Below are 16407 nucleotides of genomic sequence, written 5' to 3'. Positions count from 1 at the left end.
GAGAAAACCTCACTGAACCTCAACAACCAAGATCAGCCGTTGACTGGACAGACCCTCACCCCACGACAAACCGTGTCTGCCTGCTCAGGGCGTGGGCGTAGTGGTCGTGTCGGTCCTCGGACACCGACCGTATCCCCAACGTGTGCGGGTCGAGGTCGGCCTCGGCCCGCACGAGTGCTTTCTGGGGCTCACAGGTCAGTTTGAGGCCGAGGTTGCGGTAGACCTCGGCCTTCGCTTCCGGTGCGGCGGTGGCGAGGGCCCCGCTGATGGCTCGCCCTCGACCCGCCGAGCTGGGCGCTGGGCGAGGGCGCTGGACTGCGACGAGCCGCCGCCCCCCGACGACTCGCGGGACGATCCGACGGGCACGCGCTATCGGCCGGGCCGGGCGCCCTGCGGCGTGTGGCTGGCCCTGCGCAGCACGCTGCACCGGGTGAACTCCTCGCGGGCCAGACGGCGTTGCTCCACACCAGGGGGCCACGCCGGGAGGGATGGCTGCGCCTGGAGCCAACCGATCCCGGCGAGGTGTACCCGCTGGAGCCGTGCTGAACGGCGGTGCCGCACGGTCGCGTGGAGACGCCATGCCGCGCGTCCGTGAGAGGCGCGGGTCGGGCGCCGGGCGGTATTGCGGGAATGTTGCCCGCGGTATCGTCCGCCGCGCGCCTTCGGCACCGGGAGAGGGTTCCGAAATAAGCCGGAAATAATTCCATGACTTTCGCGTTAACATGCGCCGGGCGCCGGTCGCTTCATCCCTGAAAGTGGGGATGCGGGCAACTGCCTCCGGGAGGGGATGGTTAAGCGATCCGGCCTGCCATAACCTCGACCGCATGAAGCCCGGCAATGTTCAGAGAAGTTCCGAGCCCATACTGAGAATCGCGGGAATATCCAAGCGATTTGGGGCGGCCATTGCTCTGCGGGATGTGAACCTGGCGTTCCACGCGGGCACCGTCACGGCCCTGACCGGTGAGAACGGCTCGGGCAAGTCCACCATCGCGCGCATCGTCGGGGGTGCTCTGGCACCCGACTCCGGCGAGATACTCCTGGACGGAAAGGCCGTCCGGATACCCGATTCCCGGACCGCGCTCGGACACGGTATCGCGTTGATCAGTCAGGAGATCGCATTGGCCGGTGATCTCTCGGTGGCGGAGAACGTCTTTCTGGGACGACAGCCGGTCAAACGGGGGATCATCTCCTGGCGGAAACTCGAGGAACAGGCCGCCGGGCTGTTCGACGGCATCGGTATGCGGCTCGACCCCCGGGCGCGAGTCGCCGACCTGCCCATCGAGTCGCGCCAACAGGTCGAGATCGCCAGGGCGTTGGCCACCGAGCCGCGCGTACTCGTGCTGGACGAGGCCACCAGCTCGCTCTCCGAGAAGGTGGCCGACATGCTGCTCGGCATCGTCGCCGACCGCCGCGCCCGGGGCGCGGCGGTGGTGATGATCACGCATCGGATGAACGAGATCTACCGGATCGCGGACACCGCCGCCGTGCTGCGCGACGGGCGGATCGTGGCGACCGCCCCGGTGCGCGAGACCCACAGGGACGATCTGGTGCGGCTGATGGTCGGCCGGGAGCTGGGCGACTACTACGGGCGGCGCCGCCACGAGCCGGACCGCGACAGCGTGGCTCTGCGCGCCCGGGGGCTGCGCGCCGCGAGCGGGGCGGGGGACCTGGGTCCCGTGGACCTCGCCGTCGCCGCCGGGGAGATCGTCGGGGTGGCCGGCCTGTCGGGCTCGGGGAAGGACGTGCTCGGCCGGGCGCTGGCGGGAGTCATCGCCGCCGAGGGCGAAGTGCGGGTGCGTGACCGGCCGTTGCCGACGGGCTCCCCCGGCGCCGCGCTGCGCGGCGGCCTCGGCTTTGTGCCCGAGGACCGCAGGGCCCAGGCGCTGCTCGGCCCGCGGTCCGTCGCCGAGAACCTCGCCCTGGCCTGGCCCGACCGGGTCTTCCGGCGCGGGGTGCTCCGGCCGGCCGCCGAACGCGCCGGCGTGGCCTCGGCCGTGACGCGCTACGGCATCAGGACCGCCTCAATGCGGCTGCCGGTCTCGGCGCTCTCCGGGGGCAACCAGCAGAAGGTCGTGATCGGCCGCCTCTTCGACCGCCAACTCCCGGCCTATGTGCTGAGCGAGCCGACGCGCGGGGTGGACATCCAGTCGAAGAGCGCCATCTACGCGCTGCTGCGGCAGCAGGCGGAGCGCGGCGCCGGCGTGCTGTTCATCTCCTCGGAGCTGAACGAGCTGTGCGGGCTGTGCGACCGGGTGCTGGTGATGTTCCAGGGCCGGGTCGTGGCCAGCCTCGACGGCTCCGCCATCACCGAGGAGGCCGTCAACCACGCGATGGTCACCGGCGAGGCCCCGGGCGTGTCGGCACCGGTCCCCGGCGAGGAGGCCGCCCCCGTCCGTCGCGACCCCCCGCTCGCCGCTGCCCCCTGAACCGCACTCCGCCGCCACGCACACCGCTGCCCCGCACCAACCGGAAGGGTGACATGAACGTCGTCGAAGAACCGCCGCCCACCGCCGCTCCGCCCGGCCGCCGCCTGCCCCGGCTCCGCCTGGGCGACACCGGCGGGGTCGCGATCGCCTTGGCCGTGCTGCTGCTGGTCGCCTCGGTGACCATGCCGTCCTTCCCGACCTGGGACAACCTGATGAACATCGTCGGCTCCAACAGCGTGGTGCTGGCGCTGGCCATCGGCGTGACCTTCGTCATCATCGCTGGCGGCATCGACCTGTCGTTCGTCGGTGTCACCGCCACCTCCGGCATGGTTTTGGGGCTGCTCCTGGGCGCCGGGCTCCCGTTGGTCGTGTGCCTGGCCGCCGGCCTGGCCGGCGGGGTGCTGCTTGGCCTGGTCAACGGACTGCTCATCGCCCGCGCCGGCATCTCGTTCCTGGTGGTGACGCTGGGCATGTCGTCCATCGCCACCAGCCTGGCGCTGGTGCTCAACGACGGTGCCACGGTCAACGTCTTCGAGGAGCCCGCGTTCGAGCCGCTGCGCACCTTCGCCACCGACGACGTGGGTCCCGTCCCGATCCTCCTGCTCTTCGACGTGCTGCTGGTGCTGCTGGCCGCCGGCGTCCTGAACTACACCAGGTTCGGGCGGGCGTTGTACGCCGTCGGCTCCAACGCCGAGGCCGCCAGGCTCAACGGCGTCGACGTCCGGCGGACCACGGTGTGGGTCTATGTGCTGGCGGGCCTCACCGCCGGCGTGGCGGCGGCCATCCAGGTCGGCAGGCTGACCGGGGCCTCGCCGCAGACCGATCCCTCGCTGCTGAACGGGGTGTTGGCGGCCGTCCTGATCGGCGGCGCCTCCTTCACGGGCGGCAAGGGCGGCGTCGCTGGCACGGTCCTCGGCGTGCTGTTCCTCGGCGTGGTGCAGAACACGATGACCCTCACCGACGTCTCCAGCTTCTGGCGCCAGGCCGTCAACGGCGCGCTGCTCATCCTCGCCGTCGGCATCGGGGTGGCCCGCTCCTCCGCCGGGCCACGGCGTCGGCGGCGGAAAGCGCCCCTGGGGCCGACCCGGAGTCAGGCCAGGCCGGAGGAGGTCGTCGGTGTCTGAGACCGCTGTCTGGACCCGGGTCTGCGCCGTGACCGAACTGTCCCCTGGCGAGGCCGTCAGGGTGCCCGGCGTCTGCCCGCCGATCGCCCTGTTCAACGTGGACGGTGCCTTCTACGCCGTGGACGACACGTGCAGCCACGCCGAGTTCTCCCTCTCCCAGGGCTACCTCGACGGCGAGACCGTCGAGTGCGACCTGCACTTCGCGACCTTCAGCGTCCGCACCGGGGCGGCCCTGAGCGCGCCGGCGGTCACTCCGCTGGGCACTTTCCCGGTGCGCGTCGAGGACGACTGGGTCCTCGTCGACACCGCCGGACGACGCGTCACCGCGCCACCACGCGTCTGAACCGCCCACCCGCACAGCCCCCTGCCGCCCCCGCGCCCTCCGCACCGAACCGACCGACGGGAACACCGCCATGCCACCGACACCGCCCACCCCGCCCACCGCCCCCGGCCCCTCCCGCCGCACCCTCGCCACCGGCGCCCTGGCCCTCGTCCTGCTGGCGACCGGCACCGCATGCGGCGACGGGGGCGGCGGCTCCGACTCCGAACTCGCCGTCGCCCTCTCCTCCCCCGTCCAGGCCCAGGAGGGGCAGCAGGACCTCTCCGCCGGCTTCGAACAGGCCGCCGAGGAGCTGAGCTGGGATGTCCAGGTCTACGACGCGAACCTCTCCGCCGACACCCAGGTCTCCCACGTGCAGACCATGGTCGACCAGCAGGCGGACGGCATCGCCGCCTGGGCGCTGGACGAGGACGCCATCGCCGGCGCCTACGCCGCCGCCACCGCCGCCGAGATCCCCCTCGTCGGGGTCAACTCCCGTGGCCAGGGCGTGGCGACGTCCGTCTGGTGGGAGAGCAACACCTGCGCCGAGGGAGGCGTGATCGACGAGCTGGCCGCGTTCTTCGCCGACGTCAAGCCCGGCGCCCGCATCGCTGTCATCTCCGGGCCGCCGGCACCCTCCATCGTCGCCATGACCGAGTGCTTCACGGCCGCCGCCGAGGCCGCCGGGCTGGACATCGTCTCCACCCAGAACAACACCCAGGACACCAGCGCGGCGGCTGCCGCGCTGGCCGAGGACCTCCTCTCCGCCCACCCCGACCTCGACGGCTTCTGGACCTACAACGACGCCTCGGCGCTCGGCGTGTCCTCCGCCGTCCTCGCTGGCGGGGGCAGCGTCCACACCGGCGAGGACGGCGGCGAGGGCCTCGTCATCACCGGGGTCAACGGCGACGAGGCCGCCGTGTCGTCCGTCCGCAACGGCACCCTCACCGCCACGGTCGACACCGACCCGTTCTGCACCGGCATCACCGTGGCCGCGGCCGTGCGGGACGCCATCGACGGCTCGGCGCAGGAGGAGTACGTGGTGGCCAGCGAGATCGTCACGCCCGCCACCGTCGGTGACTTCGTCGCCCCCCGGGAACGCACCTGCTCCGTGGACGAACTGCCGCTCGCCGACTGATCCGAGACAGGCGCGCCCGACCCCGGGGCGGCGCCGGAGAGAGGACCCATGATCGAGAAGGACCTGCCCGAGCCCGAGGGCAAGCGGGTGACCGTCGGACCGCACACCGTCCACTACATCGACCTGGGCGACGGACCGCCCACCGTCTTCCTGCACGGCGGCGGCCCCGGCTGCTCCGGCTGGACCGACTTCGGCACCGTGGCCGACGCGTTCGCCGGCGACCGCCAGGTGCTGCTGCTGGACATGCTGCACTTCGGCCGGTCCAGCAAGGAGCCGATCCGCGCACCGCGGTGGAGCTACCACGCCCAGGTGATCGCCGGGGCGCTGGAGGCGATCGGCGTCACCGAGGCGGACTTCGTGTGCAACTCCGTCGGCGGCTCGGCGGCCCTGGCCCTGGCCGCCGAGCGTCCCGACCTGGTGCGTCGCCTGGTGCTGACCGGCAGCGAGCCCACCCCGCGCGGCGCGGTGCCGCCCACCGAGGAGCTGGGCCGCAAGGGCGCGACGGCCTACGGCACCTACTACGACGAGGAGGGGCCCACGCCGGAGAAGCTGCTGGCCATCATGGCCGAGCTGGAGTGGCACGACCCGGCCGGCATCCCCCGCTGGACCTTCGACCTGCGCTGGGAGCTGAGCCGGGACCCCGATCTGCTGGCCCTGGGCCCGGACTGGTCCGCCGCCGGCGGCCGGGGCATCCCCCAGGACCTCGCGGCCCACCTCGGGGCGGTGCGCGCGCCGACGCTCCTGCTGTGGGGGGAGCGGGACGCGTTCCTGGTGCCCGACTACGCCCTCGGGCTCACCCGGCTGATGCCCGACGCCTCCCTCCACGTCATGGCCGACGGCGCCCACCACATGGAGGAGGAGCGCCCCGAGGAGTACACGGCGATCGTCAAGGCGTTCCTCGACGCCTGAACCGTCGCGTCGTGCCCAACCATCCACCCCGCACACAGGGAGACACCACGTGAGTGACACCGACGCCGCCCGCCTCGGCGAGCTGGTCGACTGGGAGAACGGGCTGATCAGCCCGGAGATCTTCATCAACGACAGGATCTACCGCGCCGAACTGGAGCGGCTGTTCAACCGCGCCTGGCTGTTCATCGGGCACGACTCGATGTTTCCCGAGCCGGGCGACTTCCTCAACACCTACATGGGCGGCGACCCGGTCCTGGCGATCCGCCAGCGCGACGGGGAGGTTCGGGTCTTCCTCAACGCCTGCCGCCACCGGGGCATGAAGATCTGCCGCGCCGAGGACGGCAACGCCCGCAACTTCATGTGCACCTACCACGGCTGGACGTACAGCACCGCCGGCGAGCTGATCAACGTCCCCAACCTCGACACCGCCTACTTCAACGAACTCGACCAGCGGCGCTGGGGGTTGGTTGAGGTGGCGCAGGTCGCCCAGTACAAGGGGCTGTGGTTCGCCACCTTCGACCCCACCGCGCCGCCGCTGGAGGACTTCCTCGGCGACATGCTCTACTACATCGACGCCTGGGTGGACCGCAGCCCCGGCGGCATCGAGGTGCTGCCCGGCGCGGTGAAGTGGACCATCCACGGCAACTGGAAGCTGGGCGCCGAGCAGTTCGGCGGCGACGGCTACCACGCCGTGATCACCCACGCCTCCTCGCTCGGCACCTTCGACCCCACCTTCCTGCGGGACGTGCAGGGCATCGAGTTCGCCTCCCGGCAGGGGCACGGCTACTCGATGATCTTCGACCGGATGACGCGCTTCGCCGACGACCCGCTCGGCCGCTACAACGAGAGCCAGGTCCGTGCCCGGCTGGAGCGGCTGGGCGAGGACCGGGCCAACACCGTAGGCAACTTCACCATCTTCCCGAACTTCTCCGGGCTGCCGGGGTCGGCCAACCTGCGGATGTGGCACCCCAAGGGCCCCAACGAGTTCGAGATCTGGTCCTGGACCATCGTCGACCGGGACGCCCCCGAGGAGGTCAAGCGCGCCCAGCGGACCTCGGCCGCCTTCACCGAGGGCGCCGCCGGGGTGGTGGAGACCGACGACGGGGAGAACTGGGACCTCATCGGCCAGATGCTCGAACGCGGCACCCAGACCCGGCGGATGGCCTGGAACTACCAGATGGGCAACGGCCACGAGTCCGACAACGACCCGGTCTACCCCGGCCGCGTGCTGCGCAACTACTTCGGCGAGGGGCCGCAACGCGCCTTCTACCGCCGCTGGTTGGAGTTCATGACGAGCGAGGAGTGGCCGGTGGTCGAACAGACGGAGCCGGACCGGCGGGAACACCGTGCCTCGGCGATGGGCGCGCTCTCCGCCACCCCCAGGGGTGGTTCCCGGTGATCATCAGCGCCCAGCCCCGGTCCAGGGGCCGCTCCGCGCCCGCCTTCCGGACCCTCACCTCGCCCGCGGTCCCCGTGGAGACCCGCCTCGCGGTCGAGGACTTCCTCTACGCCGAGGCCGAACTGCTGGACGACTGGCAGTGGCGCGCCTGGGTCGAGCTGTTCACCGACGACGCCCACTACCGGATGCCGATCCGCAGGAACCGCCTGCGCCGCCAGCGCAAGGTCGACGAGGCGGACGACGCGAACGGTCTCGAGGTGGCGCACATCGACGACGACCGCACCTCCCTTGACCTCCGTGTCCAGCAGTTGGAGTCGGGGATGCACTGGGCGGAGGACCCGCCCTCCCGCTGCCGGCACCTGGTCACCAACGTCCGGGTGACCCCCTCGACCGAGGAGGGCGAACTGCTGGTGCGGTCCAACTTCCTCGTCTACCGCAACCGGTTGGAGGCCGAGGTGGACATGTGGGCCGGGGAGCGTCGCGACGTGCTGCGCGCCGACGGCGACAGCTTCCGCATCGCGGACCGGATCGTACTGCTGGACCAGAACCTGGTGCTGGCCAAGAACCTCAGCGTCTTCTTCTGATCCGACCTGATCCTGGCCGATCACCCGAACCGGCCCCCCTACGACGTGCGGAGCACACATGGCCAACAAGAAGTCCTTCGTGATCGTCGGCGCCGGGCTCGCCGGGGCCCGGGCCGCCGAGACGCTGCGGGAACAGGGGTTCGCCGAACGGATCTTCCTCGTCGGCGACGAGGGCCGGCTGCCCTACGAACGTCCGCCCATGTCCAAGGAGTGCCTGGTCGGCTCGCGACCGCTGGGGTCGGCGACCCTCCGCTCCTGGGAGGACTGGATGGACATCGCCGTCCATCTCGTCCTCGACGACCCGGTGGTGGCGCTGGACACCGAGGCCGGCGCGGTGCGCCTGCGCAGCGGCATCCGCGTGCACGCCGAGAAGGTGCTGCTGTGCACCGGCGGGCTGCCGCGCCGGCTGAGCGTGGTCGGCGCCGACCTGCCCGGCATCCACTACCTGCGCACGGCCGACGAGGCCGAGGCCCTGGGCGACCGGCTGCGGCGCGGGCGGCTGCGGGTCGCCGTCGTCGGCGGCGGCCTGTTGGCGGCCGAGGTCGCCTCGGCCGCCGTCGGGCTCGGCAACGAGGTCGACTGGGTGTGCCGCTCCCGGGTGCCGCTCACCGGCACCGTCGGCGGGCAGGCGGCGGCCGAGTTGGCCGACCGCCGCCGCATCGACCGGCTCACCGTCCACACCGAGGCGCGGGTCGCCGGCTTCGCCGGCCAGGACCGGGTCACCGAGGTCATGCTCGCCGACGGCGACCGGATACCCACCGACCTGGTGCTGGTCGCCGTCGGCCACACCCCGGCCCTGGACTTCCTGGACCGGGACAGGTTCGGGGTGCGCAACGGGCTGCCGGTCAACAGCCGCCTCCAGAGCCGGATCGCGAGCGTCTTCGCCGCCGGCGACATCGCGCGCTTCTACGACCCGCACGTGGGTGGCCGGGTGCGGCACGGCACCTGGCTCAACGCCCAGAACCAGGGCCGGGCCGCGGCCCTGGCCATGCTCGGCTCGCCGGAACCGTACCGCGCCGTGCCGTGGTTCTGGTCCGATCACTTCGATGTCAACGTCCAGGTCGCCGGCCACGTCGACGAGACCGCCGAGGTCGTCGTGCGCCGCCGCCCCGACGGCTCGGGATGCTGGCTGTACACGGCGGGGGACCGCATCGTGGGGGCCGTGGGCATCGACGCCCCCGGCGAGGTGCGCGCCGCGATGGCCCTCATCGAACGGGGCACCCGGATCGACGCGCGGACGCTACGCGACCCGGCCACCGACCTGCGCCAGCTTCGCCGGGCCCACGCGCAGGCCAAGGACGGTGCAGCGTGACCGGCCGCCGACCGTCCCCGTTCCCCGACCTGTTGCTGGACCGGGAGCACCACCACGTGCTGCCGACCGCCGAGGGCGATGTCGGCTACCTCGACGTCGGGGCGGGGCCGCCGCTGGTGCTGGTCCAGGCGTGGGGCCCGCGACCGGGCGCGACCGCGTCCCTGGTCTACGGCCGGGTGCTGCCCCGGCTCGCCGCCGACCACCGGTGCGTGGCCGTCGACCTGCCCAACTACGGGCTCACCGGCCCGGTGCGCTACCACGAGCCGGTCCACGACGTCAGCGCCCGGGCGGTGCTCGCCGTCATGGACCACCTGGGCATCGACGCGGCCCCGCTCGCCGGCTGCTCGATGGGCGCCACCACGGCCATCGTGCTGGCGCTGGCGCACCCCGAGCGGGTCACCGCGCTGCTCGTGGGCGGCTGCCACGCCTCGACCGGCGGCGACCCCTACCTGCTCAGCCCGTTCCCCTCGGAGGTGTGGCGGCTCTACCAGGAGGCCGACGAGGCGCCGGACGACGAGGAGCGGCTGCGCCGGCTGCTGCGCGCGCTGTGGTTCGACCAGGAGCTGGTGACCGACGAGTTGGTCGCCGCGCTCCAGCGGGTGCGGGCGCACCGCGGGGACCACTGGCTGGCCGAGCGGCGTTCCGTCAGCACCCCGCACAGCAACATGGCGGCCCTCGCGACCCTGCGGATGCCGACGATGGTGGTGCACGGTCGGGCGGACCGCATGGTCCCGTTCGAACAGGCCCTGGCCATCGCCGCCCAGGTGCCGCACGCCGATGTCCGGCTGCTCGCGCGCTGCGGCCACTGGCCCCCCTACGAGCGTCCTGAGGCGTTCGCCGAGGCGCTGCGTTCCCTGCTCGACGGCCTTGATCCATCCGCTGACCGGCGCTGACCCGGCCCCCGGTTCACCTTGGCCCCTGGTGCCAACCGGGAGGTATCGGCTAAGTTCGCCCCAAGCGGCACCGCCCGCACCCCCACGCGGGGCACAACGGCGTGCGGCCTCGGTCGGACGGCATGACGACACGCACGTCCGTGGCCCGGACGATCCGCCCTCCCCCGGCTCTGGCCCGACTCGTCTCCCCTCGCATCCGGAGGCGTCCATGACCGCCTACTCTCCGACGGAATCCCACGACGACACCACCCTGACCCGGCCCCGGAGCGGGCCCTCCACGCGAGAGGGCGGCCGACTGGTGGCGCTGGCCGAACTCAGCTCCGCGCTGCCCGAGTCCGCCGACTTGGAGCAGCTCCAGGAGACCTACTTCGCGCTGGCGCCGCGGGTCCTCGACTTCCCCATGGCGGCCCTCTACCTCTTCGACTCGCCAGGCGGCGCGCCGTCCTGGTACGCCTCGCGCAACGTCAGCCAACGCTTCATGAGCACCTATGAACGGCTCGGCCGCCCCGTCGACATGGAGCTGCGGGAGCTGCTGGCCACCGCCTCGCCGGTCTACAACCTGGCCAACCGCTCGCTGCGGCAGTGGCGGCAGACCGAGATCTACCAGCGGGTCGTCCGGCTGGAGAACATGATCCACGTGCTGAAGGCGCCGGTCATGGCCCACGGCGAGATCATCGGCACCGTCGACTTCGCCTCCGACCGCGTCGCCGCCACCGTGACGGAGTTCGACCTGCACCTGGCCCGGCTGCTCGCCGGCTGCGTGGCCGGCGCGGTGCAGGCGGTGCGGCGACGCGAGTGGCTGGAGAAGTCGCTGGACATCACGAGCACGGCGCTGCGGCACAGCGGCGTCGCCATCGTCTGTTTCCGCGCCGACTCCAACGAGCCGGTGGTCACGCCGGCCGCGGCCGAGTTGCTCGACAGCGTCTGGGAGGGCCAGGACCTCCTCTACCGCCTGCTGCGCGACGTCGAGTCCGGCTCCGGGGAGACCCGGCTCTCGTACATGGTGCGTCGCGACGACGGGACCAGGGACGTGCTCGACTGCGCGATCACCCGGGTGCCCGACCAGCCGGGCACCGAGATCATGCGGCTGTCCCTGGAGTCCACCGAGACCCCGTACCTCAGCCCGGCGCTCGGGACGCTGTCCGCCCGGGAGACGGACATCGCGGAGATGGTGGCGGCCGGTCTCTCGGACCGCGAGATCGCGGAGCTGCTCACGCTGAGCGTGTACACCGTCCGCCAGCACATCAAGAGCGTCTACGCCAAGTTGGACATCGGCAACCGGGTCCAGCTGACCCGGGTCCTCCTCGGCCGCACACCCCGCGTCGTGATCTCCCGCACCCGACCGGACCCGGCACCGCGAACGGGGCCCAGCTGGCGCGGAGTCGAGGAGGGCGCCGGGCGGTCGTCCGCCTGAGCGTCAAGCTTTGCCCGCTACTGTCACGGGCTTGTGCTGCTCTTGATCCGGCGAGGGCGAGATCCGGGCGCTCGGGCCGCGCCGTGCCCGAGCTGGTCCGCCGCAACAGGTCGACCAGGACCTCGCCGACCGCGGTGACGCGCGTGGGGTTCACTTGCGGTCTCCGTCCGGGGTCCGGAGCGTGTGGACCTCCACCTCGGTGGTGGTCCGTGTTGTGGCGCGGTTGTGGGTGACCAGGCGCCAGCCCTGCGCGGAGGACGGGTAGTACCTCAGGGTCAGGGTTTCCCCGCTGTGGCTGAAGATCTCCAGGATGGAGTGGTCAAGGAGCAGACGCAGCTCCGCCGTCCGGCCCGGCGCCGCCTGAGGCATGGGCATGGTGTAGCGGCCCACATGGGCCTGTGGGTCGGCCGAGGCCCGGCCGCGGTCGATGGTGAGCGTGCCCTCCGACAGGCGCAGGTCGAGGTGTTCTTCGCCGTCATCGCTCGAGTTGATGCGCAGACCCCAGGCGACGTCCTCGCCGAAGGACACGCGCAGGCGGATGTCGGCCGCGCCAGCGAGGCGGTCCAGCTCGTTCACCTCGCGGGGCAGCGCGCGGATCTCGGTGCGCAGGGGCTGTCCCGTGCGCAGTCCCTCGAGTTCCCGAGCGGGGACCTGGCGGGGGCGGCCGTCGGGCGTGAGCGTGACTTCGCGCGGGACGGTGAGCACTCCGGCCCAGGTACCGGTTCCGCCCCTGGCTTCCCAGGACCAGCCCCACAGCAGCCAGCGTCCGTCGGGGGCGCGCAGGAGTGCGGGTGCGTAGAAGTCAGGGCCGTGGTCGAAGCGCGTCGGGGGGCCGAAGTGGTATTGCCCCTGGTCGGAAGTGCCTGACCAGGAGACGACGTGGCTCGGGCCCGTTCGCTGGTACCAGGCGCTGGCGATGAGCAGTGCTCTGCCGTCGTCGAAAGTGGCCAGCTGCGGGCACTCCCACGCCTCGCCCGTGTGCTGCCGCCCTGAGGGGTCGTCGGCGGCGGGGAGGGGGCCGAGGTACCGCCAGGTGGTGAGGTCGTCGGACTCGTAGAGCAGTGCGGCGCCCTGGCCGTCGCGCAGCCCGGCGCCGACGAGCATGCGCCACCCGTGTGTGTGCCGCCATACATACGGGTCGCGGTAGGTGGTGACGCCGTGCGGCGGGCGGGGCACCACCAGGTCGGGGCGCTTGGTGAAGTCGGTGCCTTCGGGCCCGGAGTCGGCTGCCGCGACGGGCTGGTACCACCGGTCCTCCCGGTAGGCGGAGTAGAACGCGGTGATCCGGCCGTCGTGGGAGACGGCGCTTCCGGAGAAGCAGCCGTGGGCGTCCTCGCCTTCCGGGGTGGGGGCCAGAGCTATGGGCAGGGGTTCCCAGTGCAGCAGGTCACGGCTGCGGAAGTGCCCCCAGTGGATGTGCCGGTGCAGCGGCCCGGCGGGGTTGTGCTGGTAGAAGAGGTGGTAGTAGCCGTCGTGGAACACGAGCCCGTTGGGATCGTTGATCCAGTTCGCGGGCGGTCTCAGGTGCACCTGCGGGAAGTGGGGGTCCTGGACAGTGGTGACCATCTGGGGATTACTCCTTGACCGCTTGAGCGGCAACACCTTGGACAAAGGCACGCTGGAAGATCAGGAACACGATGAGCGAAGGGGCCGTCATCATCGCGGCGAAGGCCATGATGTCTCCCCACTGAAGGGGGGGCAGGGTCTGGAAGACGGCCATGCCGACCGGAAGCGGGCGGACCGATTCGCTGCGGGTGACCATCACCGGCCAGAGCAGTTGCCCCCAGTTCATCAGGAAGCTGAGGATCGCTACGGAGGCGTAGGCGGGGCGTGACAGTGGGACGATCACGGAGCGGAAGGTGCGCCACGGCCCGGCGCCGTCCATCCGGGCCGCTTCCTCCAGTTCGCGGGGCAGAGTGGTGAAGAAGGAATAGAAGAGGTAGATGAAGAAGGGGTTGGCGACGAAGGGGATGATCTGCGCCTGGTAGGTGTCCAGCCAGCCCAGCTCGGTCATGAACAGCAGCAGCGGGATCGCCAGGGCCTCGAACGGGATGATGATCAGTGCGACCACTGTGGCGAGGACCAGGTTGCGGCCCGTCCAGCGCAGCCGCGCGAGGGCGTAGCCGAACATCGAGTTCGCGATGAGACCCAGCACCACGGTGACGCCGCACACCACGAGCGAGTTGAGCAGCAGGCGGCCGAAGTCGGAGCGTTCCCAGGCGCTGGTGAAGTTGTCGAAGGTCATGCCGCTGGGCACGAAGGCGCGCCAGCTTCCACCGTCGGCCAGGACGTCCGGGTTGGGCTTGACGGCACCCACGAACATGAAGGCCAGGGGCACCAGCATCAGCAGTGCCACGCCGATGCTCAGGGTGTAGTGCAGGGTGAGGCGGTACGGCTTGGGCGCGCGCCGGATATGGGCGGGACGCGGCGGCGTGGTGGTCACTGGACAGCACGCTCCTCACGGGCAAGCCGGCGCTGTATCAGCGTGATGCCGAGGACGAAGACGAAGAAGACGACCGCGATGGCCGACGCCTGGCCGATCATGCGCCGGGAGTAGCCGGTCTGCAGCAGTTCGAGCATGATCGTGCGCGTCGAGTCCAGGGGGCCGCCCGGGAACTGGGGCATCAGATAAACCTGGTCGAACAGGCGGAAGGCGAAGATCGCCGTGACATTGAGGACGAAGATGAGTGTGTTGCGCAGCCCTGGCAACGTGACGTGCCTGAACTGGTGCCAGGCGGTCGCGCCGTCGACGCGCGCGGCCTCGTAGAGGGACTGGGGGATGTTCTGGAGACCGGCGAGGAAGATGACCATCTGGAACCCCACGCCCTGCCATACCGAGGTGATGACGATCGCGGGCATCGCCCAGGTGGTGCTGGAGAGCCAGCCGGGTTCCACCATGCCGAAGGTAACCGTGGACAGGGAGCTGTTGACGAGCCCGCCCTCGGGCAGCAGCAGAAGCTTCCAGACCACCGCGGCGACCGCCATCACGGTGACCGTCGGCAGAAAGTAGATGGTGCGGAAGAGCGTGCGGCCCGGCAGGCGCCGATTGACCAGCACGGCCATGCCGAGCGCCGCCGCGGTCTGCACGGGTACGACGATCACGGCGAACAGGGCGTTGTTCCTGAAAGCCCGCCAGAACTTCGCGTCGGCGAAGATCCGCTGGTAGTTCTCGAATCCGACGAGTTCCACCGGCAGGGGGGAGGACAGCCGTTGGTTGGTGAAGGACAACGCCACCGCGGACAGGAAGGGCGCGAGGAGGAAGAGAATCAGCAAGGCCGCCGCGGGGGCGGAGAACAGGGTCGCTGTCCAGCGTTCGCGCGCCCGGGAGCCCAGGCGCCGCGCGCCGTGGTGGCCAGCCGCTTTCCGTGCTGATGTGCGGGCTGGCTTGATGGCTGGCTGGAGAGGGGTGGGAGGACCGGCTGTGGACATGGGGCACCTCGGGATCGGGCAGGTGAGGTCGGACGGGAACCGTGGGCATGTCCCGGGGGCCGACGCGACGGCGCCCGGGACATGCCGCGCTCCTACTCCTGAATCGGGTATCCGCCGTTGTCCTCGATGTCCTGGTCGATGCTCTCGACGGCCGCTTCCAGGGCTTCCTGGACGTCTCCGCCCTGGCTGATGTCATCGATCGCCTGCGCGAAGGACTGGGTGATGGTCGGGTAGGCCGGGGTCTGCGGCCGGGGAACGGCGATCTCGGGTGCCTCGTTCAGGGCGTCGGTGACGATGTGCATCGGACCGTCGGCCGAGTAGATGTCCGTCTCGGCGAGCGCCACGTCGGTCGAGGGGGGTGCTCCCACGGCCTCGTACATGGTGAGCAGGTTCTCCTGGCTGAGCAGGAACTCCAGGAAGGCCGCAGCGGCGTCGGGGTCCTCGGCGCCCGAGGTGATGCCGAACTGCCAGGAGCCCATGCCCGTCTTCGAGCCGGTGCCGAAGTCGGGGAGCGGGATGACCGCCAGGTCGTCGCCGACCGCCTCCTCGTAGCCGGTCGCGTACGCCCACATCCCGTTCCAGGCGATCGGGCTCTCCTGGCGGAGGAACGGGGTGTCGTCCTGCGCCTCCACGTTGACATAGCCGTTCGTGAACCAGGACTGGAACGTCGTCATGGCGTCGACCACCTCGGGGGTGTCGAGCGCGCCCCGGGCCGTCTGGTAGTCGGAGCGGTCTATCAGGTCGCCCCCGGCCGACTGAACGATCGGGCTGAAGGCGTAGCTGAACCACTCGCCCTGCCGCCCGTACCACATGTGCAGGTCGAGGGGGTTGTCGTAGCCCTGCTCCTGGAGGTCGCCCAGGATCGTGGTGAACTCCTCGGCGGTCCACGCGTCCTCGATGCCTTCCGGGATGCGGGCGCCCACCTCCTCAAGCGCCGAGCGGTAGGCGTACAGCACCACGCCCGAGTCGAAGGCGCCGACGCCGTAGAGCTGCCCGTTGTAGGTCCCCTGCTCGACGATGGACGGCAGCAGCCTGTCCACGGTGCTCTGCTCAAGGCACTCGTCCAACGGGATCAGGTTGCCGTTCCAGGCATAGTTGTAGAGGTTCGGGCCGTCGAAGTCGAGCACTTCCGGCAGCTCTCCGGAGGCTGCCGCAGCCTGGACGGAGTCGTTGTACGTGCCTTCGGGGACACTCTGCACGTCGACGGTGACCTCGTCTTGGCTGGCGTTGAATGCCTCCACGATGCCGAGGAAGGCGTCCTTCTCCTCGCCGCCACCGTGGTAAAAGCTCTCAATCGTCACGCTCTGATCGATCTGCCCGTCACAGCTCGCGCCTCCGGCGGAACCCCCACCGGAGGAGCCCGAGCAGCCGGCCGCGGTCAGGGTCAAAGCCAGGGCGCACGCTGTGACTAGTAGATTGTCGCGTCTAAGTGTTGTTCTGGTTGGTTGGGGTCGGGCAGG

14 protein-coding genes are annotated in these 16407 nt (G+C 71.0%); 10 read left to right on the top strand and 4 right to left on the bottom strand.

The genetic code is table 11. The features are described from left to right. The first annotated feature begins 917 nt into the window (after positions 1 to 917). From DEH69_RS17950 to DEH69_RS17905, 10 genes are all read left to right on the top strand, one after another. Complete coding sequence (locus DEH69_RS17950; protein WP_220131290.1) at positions 918 to 2426, top strand: sugar ABC transporter ATP-binding protein; 1509 nt, start codon at positions 918 to 920, stop codon at positions 2424 to 2426. A 53-nt stretch (positions 2427 to 2479) separates the two neighbouring features. Further along, complete coding sequence (locus tag DEH69_RS17945; RefSeq protein WP_113687997.1) at positions 2480 to 3550, top strand: ABC transporter permease; 1071 nt, start codon at positions 2480 to 2482, stop codon at positions 3548 to 3550. After that, the gene (locus tag DEH69_RS17940) at positions 3543 to 3893 is read left to right on the top strand and encodes a bifunctional 3-phenylpropionate/cinnamic acid dioxygenase ferredoxin subunit (RefSeq protein ID WP_113687996.1); all 351 of its coding nucleotides are present in this window, start codon (positions 3543 to 3545) and stop codon (positions 3891 to 3893) included. Before DEH69_RS17945 ends, DEH69_RS17940 begins: the two co-directional genes overlap by 8 nt. 70 nt (positions 3894 to 3963) lie before the next feature. Further along, positions 3964 to 5007: a sugar ABC transporter substrate-binding protein gene (locus tag DEH69_RS17935; protein ID WP_113687995.1), complete on the top strand. Its 1044-nt coding sequence runs from the start codon at positions 3964 to 3966 to the stop codon at positions 5005 to 5007. Positions 5008 to 5055: 48 nt separating this feature from the next. After that, a complete protein-coding gene (locus tag DEH69_RS17930; protein ID WP_113687994.1) occupies positions 5056 to 5916 on the top strand; it encodes an alpha/beta fold hydrolase in 861 nt (286 codons plus the stop codon). A gap of 49 nt (positions 5917 to 5965) precedes the next feature. Next, positions 5966 to 7315 carry an aromatic ring-hydroxylating dioxygenase subunit alpha gene (locus DEH69_RS17925; protein WP_113687993.1) on the top strand — a complete coding sequence of 450 codons (1350 nt, stop codon included), beginning with the start codon at positions 5966 to 5968 and terminating at the stop codon, positions 7313 to 7315. Beyond that, a complete protein-coding gene (locus DEH69_RS17920; RefSeq protein WP_220131289.1) occupies positions 7312 to 7899 on the top strand; it encodes an aromatic-ring-hydroxylating dioxygenase subunit beta in 588 nt (195 codons plus the stop codon). Before DEH69_RS17925 ends, DEH69_RS17920 begins: the two co-directional genes overlap by 4 nt. A gap of 58 nt (positions 7900 to 7957) precedes the next feature. Beyond that, positions 7958 to 9211 carry an NAD(P)/FAD-dependent oxidoreductase gene (locus DEH69_RS17915; protein WP_113687992.1) on the top strand — a complete coding sequence of 418 codons (1254 nt, stop codon included), beginning with the start codon at positions 7958 to 7960 and terminating at the stop codon, positions 9209 to 9211. Further along, on the top strand, positions 9208 to 10104 hold the full coding sequence (locus DEH69_RS17910) for an alpha/beta fold hydrolase (protein ID WP_220131288.1): 897 nt from the start codon (positions 9208 to 9210) through the stop codon (positions 10102 to 10104). The genes DEH69_RS17915 and DEH69_RS17910 overlap by 4 nt, the downstream gene beginning before the upstream one ends. A gap of 208 nt (positions 10105 to 10312) precedes the next feature. Beyond that, positions 10313 to 11518 carry a LuxR C-terminal-related transcriptional regulator gene (locus DEH69_RS17905; protein WP_181727482.1) on the top strand — a complete coding sequence of 402 codons (1206 nt, stop codon included), beginning with the start codon at positions 10313 to 10315 and terminating at the stop codon, positions 11516 to 11518. A gap of 150 nt (positions 11519 to 11668) precedes the next feature. Here DEH69_RS17905 and DEH69_RS17900 read toward each other — a convergent pair whose 3' ends face one another. From DEH69_RS17900 to DEH69_RS17885, 4 genes are all read right to left on the bottom strand, one after another. Beyond that, positions 11669 to 13084, bottom strand: a complete 1416-nt coding sequence (locus tag DEH69_RS17900; protein WP_113687990.1) for a glycoside hydrolase family 32 protein — start codon at positions 13082 to 13084, stop codon at positions 11669 to 11671. Positions 13085 to 13091: 7 nt separating this feature from the next. Further along, the gene (locus DEH69_RS17895; protein ID WP_220131287.1) at positions 13092 to 13961 is read right to left on the bottom strand and encodes a carbohydrate ABC transporter permease; all 870 of its coding nucleotides are present in this window, start codon (positions 13959 to 13961) and stop codon (positions 13092 to 13094) included. Beyond that, positions 13958 to 14947 (bottom strand): carbohydrate ABC transporter permease, encoded by a 990-nt coding sequence (locus DEH69_RS17890; protein WP_113687989.1) that lies wholly within the window; start codon positions 14945 to 14947, stop codon positions 13958 to 13960. Before DEH69_RS17890 ends, DEH69_RS17895 begins: the two co-directional genes overlap by 4 nt. Before the next feature lie 92 nt (positions 14948 to 15039). Continuing rightward, the gene (locus DEH69_RS17885) at positions 15040 to 16248 is read right to left on the bottom strand and encodes a sugar ABC transporter substrate-binding protein (protein WP_181727481.1); all 1209 of its coding nucleotides are present in this window, start codon (positions 16246 to 16248) and stop codon (positions 15040 to 15042) included. Positions 16249 to 16407 lie beyond the last annotated feature (159 nt).

The organism is Streptomyces sp. PT12, from assembly GCF_003311645.1.
In the GTDB taxonomy this organism is placed as follows: Bacteria; Actinomycetota; Actinomycetes; order Streptomycetales; family Streptomycetaceae; genus Streptomyces.
Note: the sequence above shows the minus strand (reverse complement) of the source record. Positions and strands in the feature narration are given on the sequence as shown.

What these genes read in the sequence shown, in the direction of transcription:
- DEH69_RS17945 (WP_113687997.1), top strand. Translation starts at nt 2,480, where the DNA reads ATGAACGTCGTCGAAGAACCGCCGCCCACCGCCGCTCCGCCCGGCCGC.
- DEH69_RS17915 (WP_113687992.1), top strand. Translation starts at nt 7,958, where the DNA reads ATGGCCAACAAGAAGTCCTTCGTGATCGTCGGCGCCGGGCTCGCCGGG.
- DEH69_RS17935 (WP_113687995.1), top strand. Translation starts at nt 3,964, where the DNA reads ATGCCACCGACACCGCCCACCCCGCCCACCGCCCCCGGCCCCTCCCGC.
- DEH69_RS17930 (WP_113687994.1), top strand. Translation starts at nt 5,056, where the DNA reads ATGATCGAGAAGGACCTGCCCGAGCCCGAGGGCAAGCGGGTGACCGTC.
- DEH69_RS17905 (WP_181727482.1), top strand. Translation starts at nt 10,313, where the DNA reads ATGACCGCCTACTCTCCGACGGAATCCCACGACGACACCACCCTGACC.
- DEH69_RS17890 (WP_113687989.1), bottom strand. Translation starts at nt 14,947, where the DNA reads ATGTCCACAGCCGGTCCTCCCACCCCTCTCCAGCCAGCCATCAAGCCA.
- DEH69_RS17900 (WP_113687990.1), bottom strand. Translation starts at nt 13,084, where the DNA reads ATGGTCACCACTGTCCAGGACCCCCACTTCCCGCAGGTGCACCTGAGA.